Below are 16,756 nucleotides of genomic sequence, written 5' to 3' on the forward strand. Positions count from 1 at the left end.
TCCAGTGTCGGGCGAGGTCCCGCACAGCATGGCCGAGCCGGTCCGTCGGCGCGCGCCTCCTGGGCCGCCTGCGCGCCAGGCCTCAGCCGCGGAGCCGGGCCCGGCGGGAGGCGCGCTCGACGCCGGCGCGCGCCGTCACCGTGACCGCCAGCCGGTGACCCGGCGCGCGGCGCAGCGCCGCCCGTCCGGCCGCGTTCAGGCGGACGAGCACGCGGGCGCGCCCGGTGCTCGCGGTGACGAAGCGTGCGCTGCCGATCGTCCGGCCCCGCGCGCGCAGCTCGAGCCGCCCGCGCAGCCCGGCCTGCGCCACGACCATGATCGTCGTCCGTCCGGATCGGACCTGCAGCCGGGCCGGTGTGCCCGCCAGGGAGAGGCGGGCGGGGGCGGGGCGTGCGGGCGGTGCCGGCGCCACGGGCGGGACGGGAACGTTCGGCGCCGCGGGCGGCACGACGACGGGCCCGGGGCCCGGCGCGGTCCCGCCGCCGGACCCGTCGGAGGGTGGAGCCACGTCGGGGTCCGCCGGGGGCGCGGCGGTCGTGAACGTGCGATCGGCGCCGTGGGCCACCACCGATCCGAAGCGCAGGGCCTCGACGCGGTAGTGGTAGGTCGTTCCGGGCCGCAGGCCCGTCAGACGCGCCGTCCGGCGGACCTCGCCCGCGGCGCCGTCGCCCGCGGGTCCGTCGATCGTCGCGCCGTAGTCGGCGGTCGGGCCGTACGCGAACCGCCACTGCGTCGGCGCGCCCGCGGCGTCGACCGTCGCGTCCAGCGTGGCCGCGTCCGTCGTGACGTCGACGGCGGGGGCGGTGCTCGCCCGCGCCGTGTTGTCGGCGCAGCCGCCCTGCTCGGTGAACCCGAGCGACCACCCGCGCAGCGTCCCTGCGCTGCCCGCCCAGGGGTCGATCACGGTCAGCTTCCACGTGCCGGCCGTCGTCTCGCCGTCGTGGCGGGAGAGCGCCGACGTGGGCCGGTACCGCCCGGGGGATGGGGTCGTGGTGCTCGCCAGGGACGCGGTCGCCTCATCGTCCAGGATCACGCCGCCCAGGTCGCCGGGGCCTGCGTCGCCGCGGCCCGGGTGGTCCACGAGGGTCATGCGCGGGCCGTCGTCGTGCTGCAGGAGCACGCGCAGGTCGCCCGTCCAGCCGTGGTCGAGCCCGTCGAGGCGCAGGTCGAGGTCCTGGACGGGCACGCCCGGGCCGGGGACCTCGATCGTGGTGGTCACCCCGGCAGCGGAGCCGTCCGGGATCGCCCGGGCCGTGGCGTCCGACAGCCAGGTCGTCGGGCCCGGCGCGTTGCCGCGGCCGAGGCGCAGGCGGAACGGGAGCGCCGGCCGGCCCGGGGCGTCGGCCTGCAGGCGGACGGGCGTGCCGCAGCGGACGTCGTCGCCCACCGTGACCCGCACGGGGGAGGACGACGGCGCGGTCGCGAGGGAGGCGTCCAGCGCGGGCCAGCCGACGGCGCCCGCGTCGACCGTCACCCCTGCCGTGTCCGACCGGACGTCGGCCGCCAGGGCGGCGAGCGGCCCGGCGCTCGTGTTGCGCAACCGCGGCGCGAGCTCGACGGTCTCGCCCGGCTCGGCCACGCCGTCCTGGTCGCCGCGCAGCTCGCGCACCGGCGGGTCGTCGTCGACGGTCGGGGGCGGCGTGTCGAACGCCTCGGTGGCGGACGCGACGCCGGTGGTCGCCGACGTGGCGCTCACGCCCATGCCGCGCGCGGCGAAGGTCCGCCAGAGCACGAAGCGGTGCGCGCCGCCCGTCGCCAGGTCGGCCGCGAGGATCGCGTCGCGCATGTCGAGGAACGTCGGGTCCGGGGCGCTGAGCCGCAGCCCGCCCGTCACGAGCCGCCGCGCCTCGGCGCCCCCGATCGCCTTCCGCAGGTCCCACAGCGTCTGGCCCCACATCTCGCCCGAGGTGTGGGGCGCGGTCAGCCGGCGGACGTCCTCGTAGCTGCGCCCGCCGCCGGTGCACCGGGCGGCGACCACGTCGACCGGGCAGTCGATGGCCTGCGCCCGCACGCCGACGCCGTTCCAGTACGCCCCGTAGGACAGGTCGCCCACCGCGGGGCCGTCGACGGCGTGGCCCTGGCTCTCGAGCAGGTCGAGCGCGAACCAGTCGCTCCAGCCCTCGCCCATGCTGCGGGCCTGCTCCCCCACGAGCGTGGAGCTGCCGCCCGCACCGACCACGAGCCGGTTCGTGAGGCCGTGCGTGTACTCGTGGTAGACGGTCTCGGCGCTCAGGCCGCCGTTGACGTCGAAGGCGGCCCGCCGCGCGAACATCTGCATGCGCGGCGAGGTGCCGTCCGGCGGCGTGGCGAAGTTCGCGTTGTCGTACCCCGAGCGGTCGTCGTTCTCGGCCAGGACGAGGTCGCCCCGCTCGAAGTTGCCCGAGGCTGCGTCGAAGCCGACGGGGGCCGCCTTCAGGTGGTCGTGGAAGCGGTTGACGTGGAAGAAGAGGTTGACGGCCGACGCGTCGCCGTTGACGTCGAGCGAGGCGACGTTGCCGCTGTCCCACGTGCAGAAGGCCGGCGCGGCGGGGCACGGGCCGCTGCTGCTGACGACGGACTGCAGCGGGCGGACCCAGTCGCCCGCGGGGCCGGCGGCGACGTCCTCGCCCGGGTCCACGGCGTTGTTCGGCGTGCGCTCCGTGTAGGTGTGGGTGTTGACGCCGCGCAGCCGCGTGCCGCTCGCGTCGTCGCTGAGCCACGCCGGGTCGGCGTCGAGGTCGACCCTGGTCGCCGTGCCGCCCGTGGCCGCACCCGGGAACCGCGGGTAGACCTCGGCCGCCCGCTCGTGTGCCGTGAGCGGCCGGCGCAGGCGGACGGAGCCGTCGCGGGCGTCGACGGCCTGCTCGTAGCCGTGGCCGTCGTCGTCGAACGCGACGGTGCGCCACACCAGCCGGCCGCCCGAGGCCTCGGCCAGCACGGCGAGCTGAGCGGTGCCGCCGTCGGAGAACGTCGTCGCGCGCTCGGGGCCGGGCGCGGTGTCGGCCCGCGGCGTTGCGGAGGAGCCACCGCCGGCGTCGGCGAGCGCGCGGCGGTACGCGTCGTCCGGGCCGAGGAGGGCGCCCTCCCGCCGCAGGCCCAGGTCGGGGCGGGCACCGCCGCCGACGGCGATCAGCCGCCCGTCCGGCGCCACGTGGGCGACGACGCCGGTGTCGAGCGAGGCGATCCCGTCGACGGTCTGCGTCCACCGCAGGGTCGTGAGGCCGTCGGGCGAGACGGACCGGCTCTGCAGCCGCAGGGCGTCGAGGTCGTCCGCGTCGAGGCCGAAGACCGTGGGTCGGGCGCGCACGTAGGCGAGCGCGATCTCGGCGGCGTCCCGCGCATCGGGGCCCGTGAGGAAGCCGTCCGCGCGCCGGACGTCGGCGACGCCCCCCGTGGCCTCGGCCGTGTCGACGTGCCCCAGGGCGCCGAGCCGGGCGTCGAGGGCGCGCCGAGCCGCGGCGACGGGCGCGGGGACGGCCGCCGTGTCCCGTTCGCGGAGGTCGAGGTGCGGGCGGCCGTCGACGGGGCCCTCGTCGGCAGCTGCGGCGCTCGGGGCTCCCAGGGCCGCTGCGGCGCACAGGGCGAGAAGCAGGCAGCGGGACGGCGACGAGCGGGACATCTCGCGGGTACATCGGCGGCCCGGGGCTCCGGGTGGAGGTCGAACCGTCGTCCGGGCGTCGCGTTGGACGATCGTCCGGTCCCGCGCCAGCCCCAGGGGGCGCGGCCGATTCAGCGCGTACGATGTCTCGACCTCAGACCCCCCGCCGCCTAGCGCGGCTCGCCTCCGCGGCGCTCACCGGCGTCCTCGCCGCGACCTGCGTCGTCCCGGGCGCCGCCTCCGCCGCCGCGCCCCCGGCCATCGACGGTTGGACGCGCGGCGCCTCCAACGGCGCCCTGGCGTTCAGCGTCACCGCCGACGGCGGCGCGGCCAGCACGATCTGGCCCGACGGCACCCGCAAGACGGCGATGACGCGGAACGGCACCCCCGTGCGCGGCGGCGTGTCCGCATGGAGCGCCGACGGCAACCGCGTCCTCCTGACCGCCCTGGGGGGCAAGTCGTTCGACGACGTCAACCCGTGGACGGGGCAGCTCGTCGAGACGATGACCGACCCGATGCTGGACCCGAACCGGTACATCCAGGGTCCCTCGATCTCGCCGGACGGCCTGAACTACGCGTGGGGCACGACGGGCGACGGCTACCACGTCGGCAACCCCTACGACGGGGTCCAGGTCAAGTCGACGTTCCAGTCGGCGGGCACCGCCTGGTCCAAGGCCGACCGCCTGGCGTGGATCAACGACGACCGCGACCCCGGGGAGACGAACGACGATCCCGGCGTCTACGTCGTCAACGGGGCGTCGAACACGCCGCCGGACAGCGCGCACCTCGCCTTCCTCTCCGACGAGGACAACGGCGAGTTCCCCATGCAGCTCTCGATGTCGGCCGACGGCACGAAGCTCGCCTACACGACGTACGACGGCCCCAACGCCAGCTTCGACGTCCGCGTCAGCTCCGCGGAGAACGGCAGCGAGCAAAGGTCCCTCGAGACGGGTGGCGCCCCGGGCTCGGACGAGCGTTACGCCTCGATCTCGCCGGACGGCACGAAGGTCGCGTTCGCCTCGAACCGCAGCGGCGACTGGGCGATCTACACCGCCAACTGGGACGGCACCGGCGTGGCGATCGTGCCCAACACGACGCTGCCCGACGGCGAGGACTTCATCGGCGTGGCCTGGCAGCCCTCGCAGGTCCCGGACCTCAACGAGACGCACATCGCCAGCGCGACCGAGACCGGATCGACGCTCAAGCTCGACCTGATCGCCGAGCAGGGCACCGCGCCGCTCGTCCGCACCTACCAGTGGCAGCGCTGCGACGACGGCACCCCGGCGAGCTGCGTGAACACCGGCGTCACGACGGAGGGCTTCCCGCTGGACGACGCGCACGTCGGCCACCGCTACCGCGTCGTGCGCACGGTCCAGAACCCCGCCGGCACCGACACGCTCGCCTCCGAGATCACCAACGCCGTCGTGGCGTCCACGCCGGCCGACACCGACCCGCCGGGCAGCCCGACGTTCGACGACACGCCGACCAACCCGAGCAACGCGACGTCGTTCCCGTTCGCCTGGACGGGCGCCGAGGCGGGCGGCACCTATCGGTGCTCCCTGAACAACGCGGCCTTCGCGCCGTGCGTCTCGGGCCAGTCCGTCGCGATCCCCGGCGAGGGCCTGCACAGCTTCCGCGTCCTCCAGGTCGACCAGGCGAGCAACGCCGGCGTCCCGGAGGAGTTCGCCTGGACCGTCGACACGACGAAGCCGGGCAAGCCGACGATCGGCACGAAGCCGGCGGCGGTGACGAAGGAGACGACCGCGAAGATCGCGTTCACGGGCGACGAGCCGAACGGCTCCTTCGAGTGCCGGAAGGGCGACGACGACGCCTCCTGGGAGACCTGCGTGTCGCCGGCCGACCTGGAGGGTCTGACGCCGGGCGACCAGCGGTACTCCGTCCGGCAGCTCGACGAGGCCGGCAACGCCTCCGACCCCGAGGTGCTCACCTGGAAGGTCGACACGACCCTCCCGGCCAAGCCGACGATCACGACCGACCTGTCGGGGACGTTCGCCACGAGCACCCCGGAGATCGCATTCACGGGCGAGAACGGCGGGACGTTCGCCTGCTCCGTCGACGACGGCGACTTCGCACCGTGCACCTCGCCGGCCAAGCCGACCGGCATGACGACGGGCGCGCACTGGTTCGCGGTCCGGCAGATCGACGAGGCCGGCAACGTCGGCCCGACCGAGAGCAAGCAGTTCTCCGTCGACGTCACCGGCCCGGCGAAGCCGACCCTCACGGGCAAGCCGGACGCGTTCGTCAAGGTCCCGAAGGCCGTCTTCACCTGGACCGGCGCCGACCCCGACGGCACCGGCTTCGAGTGCTCGATCGACGGCATCCCCGGGTGGGACGCGTGCGAGAGCGGCGACGACGTCGACGGGCTGCCCGAGGGCACGTACACGTTCCGCGTCCGGCAGCTCGACGCCCACGGCAACCGCGGCGAGGACGCCGCCCACACCTGGACGTACGACGCCACGAACCCCGCGAAGCCGACCCTGCTGAGCGACCTCGACGACGTGCGCACGACGCAGGCGACCGTCCGCTTCCAGGGCGAGCGCCCCGAGGGCGAGGGCACGTTCGAGTGCCGCCTCGACCAGGCCGCCTGGCAGGAGTGCAGCTCGCCCGCCACGGTCAAGGGCTACGCCGCCGGTCCGCACACCTTCGCGGTGCGCGAGATCGACAGTGCCGGCAACCCGGGCGAGCCCGTCGAGGACGCCTTCACGGTGAGCTTCGCCGGCCCGGCCGCACCGACGGTGACGAAGCGCCCCGACGCGCGCACGGAGGACACGACCGCCACGTTCGACCTGACGGTCGCGGACCCGCACGCCACCGTGGAGTACGCGCTGGACGGCGGCGCCTGGGCGAAGACGAAGCTCCCGCTGACGCTGACCGACCTGAGCGTGGGCGACCACGTCCTGCTCGTCCGGCAGACGGACGGCGCGGGCCACCACGGCAAGGCGACGACCATCGCCTGGACCGTCGTGGCGCCGGCCAGGGTCCCGACCCCCGAGCCGGCGCCTGCCCCCGAGCCGACGCCGGCACCCGCGCAGGCCCCCGCGCCCGCGGAGGCGGCGGCGCGCGCTGCCCCCAAGCCGGCGGCGACGACGCCCGCGAAGGCCGCGGCTCCGGCCGCCCAGCCGAAGCTGACCGCCGTCATCGGTGAGCCCACGGGCCGCCCCAGCGGCGCGGGCGGCACCTCGTCGGCCGCCACGATCAAGGTCAAGGAGAACGGCGTCGGCGTCGGCTGCGCCATCACCGGCACCGACCTGACCTCGTGCAAGGTCGACCTGTACGTGAACGCCGCGGCGACCCGCACGGCCCACGCGTCGGGCGACCGCCGGGTCCTCGTCGGCACCGGCGAGTACCGCGCGAAGTCGGGCAGCAGGAGGATGGAGGTCGAGGTCACGCTGAACGCCACGGGTCGCGAGCTGCTGCGCACCTCGCCCCGGGGCCTGAAGGTGTCCGTGGCGATCACCGGTCGCCCCGTCAAGGGCGAGCCGCTCAAGGCCACGGGCGTCGCCACGCTCGTCCGCCAGCGCACGACGGCCACCGTCGGCGGGTTCGCGGTCGACAGCGCGACGCTCACGCGCGCCGCCGTCCGGCAGCTGACGGCGCTCGCCGGGCAGGTGCGCGGCACGGCCGTGAACCTGCGCGTCGTCGGCCACACCGACGGCTCGACCACCGACGCGGACTACCTGAAGGCCCTCGGTCAGCGCCGGGCCCAGGCCGTCGCGGCCTTCCTGCGCGCCCACGGCGTCCAGGCCAAGGCGACGCTGGTCTCGCGCGGCGCGACGCAGCCGCGGGCGAGCAACGCGACCAAGGGTGGCCGCGCGCTCAACCGCCGCGTCGAGCTGCGGATCGAACGCTAGGTCACGGAGGGAGGGGCGGGTCCGTGACCCCGTGATCACGGGCCCGCCCGGCCGTCCCTCTACGCTGCCTGCGTGTCCGGACCAGCTTCATCCTCGCCCCCCGCCGTCTCCGTCCACGGCCTCGAGCGCGCCTTCAAGGGCGGCATCAAGGCCGTCGACGGGCTCGACCTCGAGGTGCGGGAGGGCGAGGTCTACGGGTTCCTCGGGCCGAACGGCGCGGGGAAGACCACCACGGTGCGGATCCTCGTGACGCTGCTCAAGCCGACGGCGGGCGAGGCCCGGGTCGCCGGGTTCGACGTCGTGAGTCAGGCCGACGCGGTGCGCCGCAACATCGGGGTCGCGCTGCAGGAGGCCGCCATCGACCCGCTCATGACGGGGCGCGAGCTCCTGCGGATGCAGGGCGCGCTGCACGGCATGAAGGGCGCGCAGGCGCGGTCCCGCGCCGAGGAGCTGCTCGACCGGGTCGGGCTGACCGACGCGGGCGGACGGCGGGTCGGGCAGTACTCCGGCGGCATGCGCCGGCGGCTCGACCTCGCCATGGCGCTCGTGCACCGTCCGAAGGTGCTGTTCCTCGACGAGCCGACCACCGGGCTGGACCCGACGAGCCGCTCGGCGTTGTGGCGCGAGGTGCGCAGCCTCAACGACGACGGCACCACCGTCTTCCTCACCACGCAGTACCTCGAGGAGGCCGAGCAGCTGGCCGACCGCGTAGGGATCATCGCCGGCGGCTCGCTCGTCGCGGAGGGCACGCCCGCCGAGCTGAAGGCGCACGTGGGGGAGCCCACGCTGCACGTGGACCTCGCCCCGGAGTCCGACGTGGCCGCCGCGCGTGTGGCGCTCTCCGCCGTCGGCCCCCTCGTGGACTGTCAGGACGACGCGCGCGTCGCCATCCGCGCCGCGCGGGGCAAGGCGACGGTGCCGCTCGCGATCCGTGCGCTCGACGAGGCCGGGATCGCCGTGGAGTCCGTCGAGGTCGAGAGCCCGACGCTCGACGACGTGTTCGCCGCCGTCACCGGGTCGACGCTCGAGGGGGCGACGCAGGGTGCGTCGGCCGATCAGGCCGAGGTGCCCGCGTGAGCCGTCGCACGTGGTCCACCGCCCCCGGAGCACCGTCGTGATCGCCGGCGTGGCGCGCGAGTCGCGCGTCGTCACCGCGCTCGGGCGGCGGGCGCTCAGCGTGCAGTTCCGCCGGGCGCAGCTGCTCATGCCCACGTTCGTCCTGCCGCTCATGCTGCTGGCCGTGATCGCGTCGGGCACGAGCGCCGGGCGCGACCTGCGGGACTTCCCGGAGGTCTCCTCCTACCTCGGGTTCGTCGTCGCGGGCACGCTGCTGCAGGGCGCGCTCCTGTCCGGGCTGACGAGCGGGATGGCGCTGGCCAACGACATCGAGGGCGGCTTCTTCGACCGCCTGCTGGCCGCGCCCGTGCGCCGCTCGAGCCTCGTCTTCGGCCGCCTGGCCGGCACGCTCGGGCTCGCGGTGCTGCAGATGGCCTGGTTCCTGCTCGTGGCGCTGCTGTTCGGCGCGAGCTACCCGGGTGGCGTCCTCGGGGCCCTCGGGGCCGCCGCGCTCGCCGTGATCACGGCGGTCGGCATCGGCGGGCTCGCGATCGCGATCGCGATCCGCACCGGCTCGATGAGCCTCATGCAGTCCATCTTCCCGTTCGTCTTCGTCCTGCTCTTCACCGCGCCGGCGTTCTTCCCGCGCGACCTGCTCACGCCGACGCTGCGCGACCTGTCCGCGTACAACCCGCTGACCTACGTGGTCGAGGGCGCGCGCGGGCTGCTGCAGGGCGACGCGAGTCTCGGCGACCCGTGGATCGGCCTGGCCGCCGCGGTCGGACTGGCGGCGTTCGCGACCGCCCTGGCGGTCCTCGCCCTCCGCGACCGGGCGCGCCGCACATGAGCACCTCCACGGACTCCCCGGCCGGCCGCTCCGGCTCCCGGTCCGGCGGCACGAACTCGCCCGCCGGCGGGGTCGCCTGGGCCTTCTGGCTGCGCTCCCTGAACGAGGTCACGCGCGTGCGCGGGGCGCTCATCGGCACGTCGATCGCGCCGCTCGTGTTCCTGCTCGGCACGAGCGGCCAGTTCGGCCGGCTCGTCGGGCTCCCGGGGTTCCCGACCGACTCCTACCTGTCCTGGATCATCCCGCTCTGCTGCCTGCAGGGCGCGGGCTTCGCCGGCGCGGCCGCGGGGGCGAACCTCGCACGCGACATCGAGCAGGGGTGGTTCGACCGCCTGCTCGTCGCGCCCGTCGCCCGGCCGCTCCTGGTCCTCGGCCCGGTGCTCGGGGCGATCACGCGGTCGATGGTGCCCGTCACGCTCGTCCTGATCGTCGGCGTGCTGATCGGCGGCGAGGTGACCGGGGGCGTCCTCGGCATCGTGGCGCTCTACGTCGCGTCCGCCGGGTTCTGCACCGTCGCGGCGATGTGGGCGATCGCCATCGCGGTCCACTTCCGCACCCAGCAGGCGGGGCCGCTGATGCAGATGAGCGTGTTCCTCGGCGTCTTCCTCTCGACGGCCTACACCCCGCAGCCGCTCCTGAAGGGCTGGCTCGAGGACGTCGCCCGGGTCAACCCCGTCTCGCACATCCTCGAGCTCGCCCGCCAGTCGACGGTGTCGGGGATCGACCTGAGCCTGGCGCACACCTGGCCGGGCCTCGTGGCACTCGCGGCGCTCGTCGCCGTCTTCGGGGCGCTGGCGATGATCGGCCTGCGGCGGATGGGGCGGTAGGGGAGAGCGGGGCCCGCGGGCCCCGGCGAGCCCCGCCGTTCCGGGCCCGCGAGCGGCCGCGCTCAGCGCTCCTCGGGCGTCTCCGGGCCGCGCGGCGACGGGGCCCCGTCCGGCGCGGGCTCGTGGGCGGTCAGCGGCTGCCCGAACTCGGGGCAGGCCTCGTTGCGACACTCCCAGCCCTCGTCGGGCGGGAACGCCTTCGTCGCCGGCTGGCCGCAGGTGGGGCAGAGGTTCATGCCGTCCGGCTACCCCGTCCGGGGTCCGGGCAACGCGGCGCCGTTCCGGGCCGCCCGACCCGGGCCGCCCCTCCCGGCGCGGACGACGCCACGCCGCCGGGCCGGTCCGTCGGGGTGCGACGCCTCAGCGGCAGCCGGCGGTCTCGAACGCCACGCTCGTGCGGGTCGTCCGGCCCGTGCGGAGGTTCGCCTTCACGGTGTGGCGGTCGGCGCCGAGAGCGTCGCTCAGGCAGTAGACGAGGGTGGCGGACGAGCCCGACACGCGGGCGCGGCCGAGCGTGAAGGCGAGCTTCGCCCCGTCGGCGCGGTCCGTCGCCAGCACGACCTTGCGGCCGTAGCGGGTGGAGCAGGCGGTGTAGGAGACGCCGCCGTCCTTCCGCACCCGGCCGAGGACCACGCCCGAGCCGCCCCGTCGCACGACGAACGCGCCGCGCGACCCGCACGACTCCCGGTCGGCGGCGCCCGCGGCCGTCGGGGCGTCGCCCGCGCTCGTACCGAGGAGGGCGAGGCCGAGCGCGGCGAGGGCGCAGGCGGCGGGGCGGGCGATCGGCATGGGGGCGATCCTCGCAGCGGACGGGCCGGGGCGCCAGCGGCGTTCCGCGGGTGCGCCCGGCTCTGACGGGGTACCACCGGCCTTGTGAAGCGTTGGCTGTCGGCACTCCTCGTCCTCGTGGCCCTCGTCGCCCTGCCCGGGTGCGGCGGTGACTCCGAGGGCGAGTCCGTCGCCGAGCGGATCGAGCGCGTCCGGGCAGAGTCGCGCGAGCTGCGCGAGAAGGCGCAGGAGCGGATCGAGCGGGTCCGGCGCGACGCGAAGCGGATCCGGGAGGACGCGCGCGAGATCGGCAAGGAGCTCGAGGCGAAGGTCCAGGCCGCCTTCGACGACCTCGAGCGCTCCGTGCCGCGGGCGGACGAGGGGACCCGGGCACCGTCGAGCGACGGCCGGACGGAGACGGACGAGATCGACACGTTCCTCACCGACGTGCTGCGTCGGGTCGACGCCTACTGGTCCCAGACCTTCAAGGCGGCCGGGCTGGAGGAGCCGCGCGTGGGCTACGCGTGGGTGCCCGTCGGGCGCTCCGTGCGCACCGCCTGCGGGGCCCCCGCGGACGACACGGCCGCGTTCTACTGCCCCGCCGACGACACGATCTACGTCGGCCGGCGGATCGCCAAGGGCGTGCTCACGGGCGCGATCAGCGGGTTCCCGGGCGAGGCCGCCCAGGGCCGCGCGGTCGGCGACTTCGGCGTGGCCTACATCGTCGCCCACGAGTACGCCCACAACCTGCAGCAGGAGCAGGGCGTGTTCGACGAGCGGCGCCGCGGGGCGTCGGCCATGCCGTTCGAGCTGCAGGCCGACTGCCTGGCGGGGACCTGGGGCGCCTCGGTGTACCGCGCCGGCGAGCTGCAGGAGGGCGACGTCGAGGAGGCCCTGAGCACCGCGCTGGCGGTCGGCGACTTCGAGGTCGGCTCGGAGCAGCACCACGGCACCCCGCAGGAGCGTCGCGACGCCTGGCTGCTCGGCTTCGAGTCGGGCGAGCCGAGCCAGTGCAGCGTGTTCGTCCGGGCCTGAGCGGTGCCCCGGGAAGCGGGCCGTCGGGTCCGTTCCGGGGCACCCGTGACCCGGTCGCCTCCCCGGACATGTGACCAGCGTGTAACCATGATCGACGTCGTGTTGCGTCGGAGCCCCTCCCACCGGTGATCGTGAAGCCCCAGGAACGCGCCACTCCGGCGACCGCCTCCGCGCCAGAGCCCGCGCTCGCCGGGGCCGCCGGAGCCGCCGACGCCGCGTCTCCTCGGCGGCGGATGCTGGCGGCCGGCCCGGTCGTCGCCCTCGTCTCGCTCCTCGCCGCGCTCGCGGTCACGGACGCCGCCGGGGTGCCGCTGCGCGACCCCGACCACGTGGCGGGCCGGCGCCTGCTCATCGTCTTCGCGCTCGTGGGGGTGCTGATCGCCGCCGACGTCCTCGTCCGCGCGTCGCGCCGCACGGGGCGGGTGCTGCCCGCGATGGCGGACGTGGCGCAGGTCCGGCGCGAGCGCTGGACCGCGGGGCGCAGCGTCGCGGTGATGACGGCGCTCATCAGCTTCTACCTCACGTACCTGGCGTACCGGAACCTCAAGAGCGTCGTTCCGCTGATCCGTCCGGGCGAGCTCTTCGACGGGCCGCTGGCCAGCCTGGACCGCTCCCTGTTCCTCGGCCACGACCCCGCCGTGATCATGCACTCCGTGCTCGGCACGGGCGTGGCCACGGAGGCGCTCTCCCTCGTCTACGGGTTGTTCTTCCTCTACATCCCGGCGACCCTGGCCCTGGCGCTCGTGTTCTCGCCCAACCTGCAGGCGGGGTTGTTCTACGCCACCGCGCAGTCGCTGAACTGGCTGTTGGGGGCGGCGAGCTACTTCCTGCTCCCCGCGCTCGGACCGGTCTACGCGGACCCGGCGGAGTTCGCGGCGCTCCCGTCCACCAGCGTCACCAACCTGCAGCAGATCCTCCTGGACCAGCGGGTCGACTTCCTCAGCGACCCGGCGACGGGGACGGCCCAGAGCATCGCGGCGTTCTCCTCGCTGCACATCTCGATCTTCTTCACGGGCGCCCTGGCGGCGCACGTGCTCGGCATGCGCCTGCGCGCGCGGGTCGTCGCGTGGGTGCTGCTGGCCCTGACCGCCATGGCGACCATCCACCTGGGCTGGCACTACGTCGTCGACGACATCGGCGGCCTCATCCTCGGCGCGGCGGCGGTCGGCCTCGCGCTCGTCATCACGGGCTACGACCCCCGGGCGGACCGTGCGGCGGCGTCGCCCCTCGCGGACGCCGCGGCGACCTCGCGGGACGCGTCCGCCGGCGCGGCGTCGTCCGCGACGACCCCCGGGGACGCCGTGGCCGCCGAGCTCCTCACCGCGGGGACGACGGCGTCCGACGGGCGGACGGCGATGAGCCCGTCGGGCGACCCGGACCGGTCCGCGCCCGCCACGGGGGAGGCCCGATGAGCGCCCCCGCGCCCCCGCGGGGACCAGCCCGCTGGCGTGCGGCCGCCGCCGGTCCGTTCGTCGCCCTCCTGATGGTGGTCGCCGCGACGATCGCGGTGAACGACCAGGGGCTGCCGCTGCGCGACCCCGACCACGTGGCCGCGCTCTACCTGGGTCTCGTCGGGTTCGCGGTCGTCGCCTTCGTGGGCCTCGACGTCCTCTGGCGGGCCGGCGCGCGGCCCGGTCGACCGCTGCCGTCGAAGGCCGAGCTGCTCCGCGTGCGGCGGGAGCGCTGGACGCCCCTGCGCGCCGTCGCCGCCGGTGGGGCCCTTGTGGGCTTCTACCTGTCCTACATGGCGTACCGGAACGTCAAGAGCATCGTCCCGCTCGTGCGCCCGGAGCACCTGTTCGACCGCGAGCTGGCGGACTGGGACCGGGCGCTGTTCTTCGGCACGGATCCCGCGGAGCTCCTGCACAGCGTGCTGGGCACGGGCATCACGTCCCACGTGCTCTCGACGTTCTACGTGGCGTTCATCGTCTTCCTGCCGCTGACGATCGGCGTGTCCCTCGTCTTCTCGCGGGACCTGCGCTCCGGGCTCTTCTACACGTGCGCGCAGTCGCTGAACTGGGTGCTGGGCGCGCTGAGCTACTTCGCGCTGCCCTCCCTGGGCCCGATCTACGCGTTCCGCGGCGACTTCGCGGGGCTGCCCTACACCGAGGTCACGCGGCTTCAGGGCGTGCTGCTCGACCAGCGGATCGCGTTCCTGCGCGACCCCGCCACGGCGACGCCGCAGAGCATCGCGGCGTTCGCGTCGCTGCACGTCTCCATGAGCTTCACCGCGGCGCTGGCCGCGCACCTCGTCGGCGCGGACCGGCGGCTGAAGATCGCCCTCTGGGTCTGGTTCGTGGTCACGCTGACGGGCACGGTCTACCTGGGCTGGCACTACGTGCTCGACGACATCGCCGGCATGGCGCTCGGCGCCGCGGCCCTAGGCATCGCGCGGCTCCTGACCGGGATCGACCTGCGGGCGGTGCGCCGCGGGGGTGCGGCCGAGCGGGAGCGCCGGGACGGGACGGCTGTCGCAGGGGACCCCGAGGAGGCCGCGGGCCGTAGCGACGGGACCGCGGCGGCCCCCGCGGACTAGGGCCGCACGACGGCGCTGCCCGGCGCGGGCCCGCGCCCGAGGCGACGGGGCCGTGTCAGATCGGGCCCGGGCGGGTACGACCCGGCCATGCCTCCCTCCGCCTCCGACCTCGGGCGTCCCGGGGATCTCGGCCCGCTCGAGCAGGCGCTCGGCTGGGCCAGCCTCGCGCTCGGTGTTCCCCAGACCCTCGCGCCCGGCGCGTTCAACCGCGCGATCGGGGCTCCCGACGGCCCCCGCGCCAAGCTCGTCACGGTCGTGGCGGGCGGGACGCGCGAGCTCGCCGCCGGCGCCGGCATCCTCGCGGCCGAGCGCCCGTGGCCCGTGCGCACGCTGATCGCCCGCGTCGCCGGCGACGCGCTCGACGTGGGGCTGCTCGTCGCCTCGTGGCGCAGCCGGCCCCAGGACCGCAACCGCTGGCGCCTGGCGCTCGCCTTCGCGACGGCCACGGCGATCGGCACCGCCGACGTCCTGGCGCTCGCCCGCGCGAAGGAGCAGTCCGACGCGGACGGCCCGCCGCTGCCGACCGTGAAGGAGCACCCGAAGCGCGAGCGCACCGGCGTGACGGTGCGCGCGCCTCTGGAGGAGGTCCGCGCGGCGTGGGAGGCGTGGGACGGCGTGGCGCCGAAGGAGTCCGCCGACTTCGTCATCGCCCCCGGCGGCCGCGGTACCGAGGTCCGGGTGAACGTGAAGGAGGGTGCGGGCCTGCCCCCGGTCGAGCTGGCCAAGAGGGTCGCGGGCCGCTCCTTCGACCAGCAGGTCGCCGACGACCTGCGGCATTTCAAGCAGACGGTCGAGACGGGCGAGGTGCTCCGCTCGGACGGCAGCCCGGAGGGCCCGTCCGCGCCCCGCCTGATGACCCAGCGGCCGGCGCAGCCCGTCGCCGATCCCACCCAGAACCGGTAAGGAGCCCACCATGCGCGCGAACGTCTGGAGTGGCCGCAACACCGTCCAGGTCGAGAACGTCCCGGACCCGAAGATCCTCAACGACCGCGACGCGATCGTCCAGATCACCTCGACCGCGATCTGCGGCTCGGACCTGCACCTCTACGACGGCTACATGCCGACGATGAAGCAGGGCGACATCCTCGGCCACGAGTTCATGGGGATCGTCACCGACGTCGGCAAGGGCATCGACAACCTCAAGAAGGGGGACCGCGTCGTCGTGCCGTTCCCGATCGCGTGCGGCGGCTGCAACGCCTGCGCGAAGGGCCTCTTCGCCTCCTGCGAGAACTCGAACCCCAACGCCGCGCTGGCGGAGAAGATGATGGGCCACCCCGTGGCCGGCATCTTCGGCTACTCGCACCTGACGGGCGGGTTCGCGGGCGGGCAGGCCGAGGCGGCCCGCGTGCCGTTCGCGGACGTCGGGCCGATCAAGATCGAGGGCGACCTGCCCGACGAGTCGGTGCTCCCGCTCTCCGACGTCCTGCCGACGGGCTGGATGGGGGCCGAGATGGCCGACATCAGCGAGGGCGACGTCGTCGCGGTGTGGGGCGCGGGCGCGGTCGGCCTGTTCGCCGCGCTGGGCGCGAAGCTCATGGGCGCCGAGCGGGTCATCGTCATCGACCGCATCGAGTACCGGCTGGAGAAGGTCCGCAACGACCTCGGGCTCGAGACGATCAACTACGAGCAGACGGCCGTGCTCGAGGCGCTGAACGAGATGACGGCCGGTCGCGGGCCGGACGCCTGCATCGACGCCGTCGGCATGGAGGCCCACCACGGCCACGCCGCCGTCAACGCGTACGACCGCGTGAAGCAGGCCACCCGCATGGAGACGGAGCGCCCGCACGCCGTCCGCGAGGCGATCATGGCCTGCGCCAACGGCGGCACGGTGTCGATCATCGGCGTCTACGCCGGCCTGATGGACAAGTTCCCGCTCGGCTCGCTCATGAACCGGAGCCTCACGGTGCGCACGGGTCAGTGCCACGTGCACCGCTACATGCGGCCGCTGCTGGAGCGCATCGAGAAGGGCGAGTTCGACCCGGCCTTCGCGATCTCGCACACCATGAGCCTGGAGGACGCCCCGAAGGGCTACGACACCTTCAAGCACAAGGAGGACTGCTGCACGAAGGTGATCCTCAAGCCGTAGGGGCGCGCGGGGGCGGAGGACGGGGACGAGCCTTCAGCGGCGTCCCGTCCTGCCGATCCCCCGGTGTGCCGTGCCCTCGCCTGCCTCTCGCCGCCCACACCGTCTCGGCCCCGTCCTCCTCGCCGTGCTGGCTTGCGCCGTGACCGGCTGCG

12 protein-coding genes are annotated in these 16,756 nt (G+C 75.1%); 9 read left to right on the top strand and 3 right to left on the bottom strand.

All coding sequences use genetic code 11. The features are described from left to right. Positions 1–82: 82 nt before the first annotated feature. Positions 83–3,598 carry a M36 family metallopeptidase gene (locus F593_RS28545; protein WP_022929571.1) on the bottom strand — a complete coding sequence of 1,172 codons (3,516 nt, stop codon included), beginning with the start codon at positions 3,596–3,598 and terminating at the stop codon, positions 83–85. Between the two features lie 122 nt (positions 3,599–3,720). Here F593_RS28545 and F593_RS0115015 point away from each other — a divergent pair, with 122 nt between their 5' ends. The 4 genes from F593_RS0115015 to F593_RS0115030 all read left to right on the top strand — a co-directional run bounded on the left by F593_RS0115015 (position 3,721) and on the right by F593_RS0115030 (position 10,179). Further along, on the top strand, positions 3,721–7,449 hold the full coding sequence (locus F593_RS0115015) for an OmpA family protein (RefSeq protein ID WP_022929572.1): 3,729 nt from the start codon (positions 3,721–3,723) through the stop codon (positions 7,447–7,449). Between the two features lie 72 nt (positions 7,450–7,521). Beyond that, positions 7,522–8,526 (top strand): ATP-binding cassette domain-containing protein, encoded by a 1,005-nt coding sequence (locus tag F593_RS25655; protein ID WP_022929573.1) that lies wholly within the window; start codon positions 7,522–7,524, stop codon positions 8,524–8,526. A 10-nt stretch (positions 8,527–8,536) separates the two neighbouring features. Further along, entirely contained in the window at positions 8,537–9,352 is an 816-nt protein-coding gene (locus tag F593_RS0115025) for an ABC transporter permease (protein WP_022929574.1), read from the top strand. After that, on the top strand, positions 9,349–10,179 hold the full coding sequence (locus F593_RS0115030; protein WP_022929575.1) for an ABC transporter permease: 831 nt from the start codon (positions 9,349–9,351) through the stop codon (positions 10,177–10,179). Before F593_RS0115025 ends, F593_RS0115030 begins: the two co-directional genes overlap by 4 nt. 62 nt (positions 10,180–10,241) lie before the next feature. On the opposite strand, the gene F593_RS29975 is transcribed toward F593_RS0115030, so the two are convergent. Both F593_RS29975 and F593_RS0115040 read right to left on the bottom strand, forming a co-directional pair. Further along, the gene (locus F593_RS29975) at positions 10,242–10,415 is read right to left on the bottom strand and encodes a hypothetical protein (RefSeq protein ID WP_022929576.1); all 174 of its coding nucleotides are present in this window, start codon (positions 10,413–10,415) and stop codon (positions 10,242–10,244) included. A 124-nt stretch (positions 10,416–10,539) separates the two neighbouring features. Further along, positions 10,540–10,968, bottom strand: coding sequence for a hypothetical protein (locus F593_RS0115040; RefSeq protein ID WP_022929577.1), 429 nt, complete (start codon positions 10,966–10,968; stop codon positions 10,540–10,542). Positions 10,969–11,052: 84 nt separating this feature from the next. On the opposite strand from F593_RS0115040, the gene F593_RS0115045 reads away from it, so the two are divergent. The 5 genes from F593_RS0115045 to F593_RS0115065 all read left to right on the top strand — a co-directional run bounded on the left by F593_RS0115045 (position 11,053) and on the right by F593_RS0115065 (position 16,604). Beyond that, the gene (locus tag F593_RS0115045; protein WP_022929578.1) at positions 11,053–11,982 is read left to right on the top strand and encodes a neutral zinc metallopeptidase; all 930 of its coding nucleotides are present in this window, start codon (positions 11,053–11,055) and stop codon (positions 11,980–11,982) included. A 125-nt stretch (positions 11,983–12,107) separates the two neighbouring features. Continuing rightward, positions 12,108–13,394: a phosphatase PAP2 family protein gene (locus F593_RS25660; protein ID WP_022929579.1), complete on the top strand. Its 1,287-nt coding sequence runs from the start codon at positions 12,108–12,110 to the stop codon at positions 13,392–13,394. Then, on the top strand, positions 13,391–14,518 hold the full coding sequence (locus F593_RS25665; protein ID WP_022929580.1) for a phosphatase PAP2 family protein: 1,128 nt from the start codon (positions 13,391–13,393) through the stop codon (positions 14,516–14,518). Before F593_RS25660 ends, F593_RS25665 begins: the two co-directional genes overlap by 4 nt. Positions 14,519–14,605: 87 nt before the next feature. Beyond that, positions 14,606–15,421 carry an SRPBCC family protein gene (locus F593_RS0115060; protein ID WP_022929581.1) on the top strand — a complete coding sequence of 272 codons (816 nt, stop codon included), beginning with the start codon at positions 14,606–14,608 and terminating at the stop codon, positions 15,419–15,421. A gap of 10 nt (positions 15,422–15,431) precedes the next feature. Continuing rightward, complete coding sequence (locus F593_RS0115065; RefSeq protein ID WP_022929582.1) at positions 15,432–16,604, top strand: zinc-dependent alcohol dehydrogenase; 1,173 nt, start codon at positions 15,432–15,434, stop codon at positions 16,602–16,604. Positions 16,605–16,756: the final 152 nt, after the last annotated feature.

It is taken from the genome of Patulibacter americanus DSM 16676, from assembly GCF_000420025.1.
In the GTDB taxonomy this organism is placed as follows: Bacteria; Actinomycetota; Thermoleophilia; order Solirubrobacterales; family Solirubrobacteraceae; genus Patulibacter; species Patulibacter americanus.

What these genes read in the sequence shown, in the direction of transcription:
- F593_RS29975 (WP_022929576.1), bottom strand. Translation starts at nt 10,415, where the DNA reads ATGAACCTCTGCCCCACCTGCGGCCAGCCGGCGACGAAGGCGTTCCCG.
- F593_RS0115030 (WP_022929575.1), top strand. Translation starts at nt 9,349, where the DNA reads ATGAGCACCTCCACGGACTCCCCGGCCGGCCGCTCCGGCTCCCGGTCC.
- F593_RS0115015 (WP_022929572.1), top strand. Translation starts at nt 3,721, where the DNA reads ATGTCTCGACCTCAGACCCCCCGCCGCCTAGCGCGGCTCGCCTCCGCG.
- F593_RS28545 (WP_022929571.1), bottom strand. Translation starts at nt 3,598, where the DNA reads ATGTCCCGCTCGTCGCCGTCCCGCTGCCTGCTTCTCGCCCTGTGCGCC.
- F593_RS0115040 (WP_022929577.1), bottom strand. Translation starts at nt 10,968, where the DNA reads ATGCCGATCGCCCGCCCCGCCGCCTGCGCCCTCGCCGCGCTCGGCCTC.
- F593_RS0115065 (WP_022929582.1), top strand. Translation starts at nt 15,432, where the DNA reads ATGCGCGCGAACGTCTGGAGTGGCCGCAACACCGTCCAGGTCGAGAAC.
- F593_RS25665 (WP_022929580.1), top strand. Translation starts at nt 13,391, where the DNA reads ATGAGCGCCCCCGCGCCCCCGCGGGGACCAGCCCGCTGGCGTGCGGCC.
- F593_RS0115060 (WP_022929581.1), top strand. Translation starts at nt 14,606, where the DNA reads ATGCCTCCCTCCGCCTCCGACCTCGGGCGTCCCGGGGATCTCGGCCCG.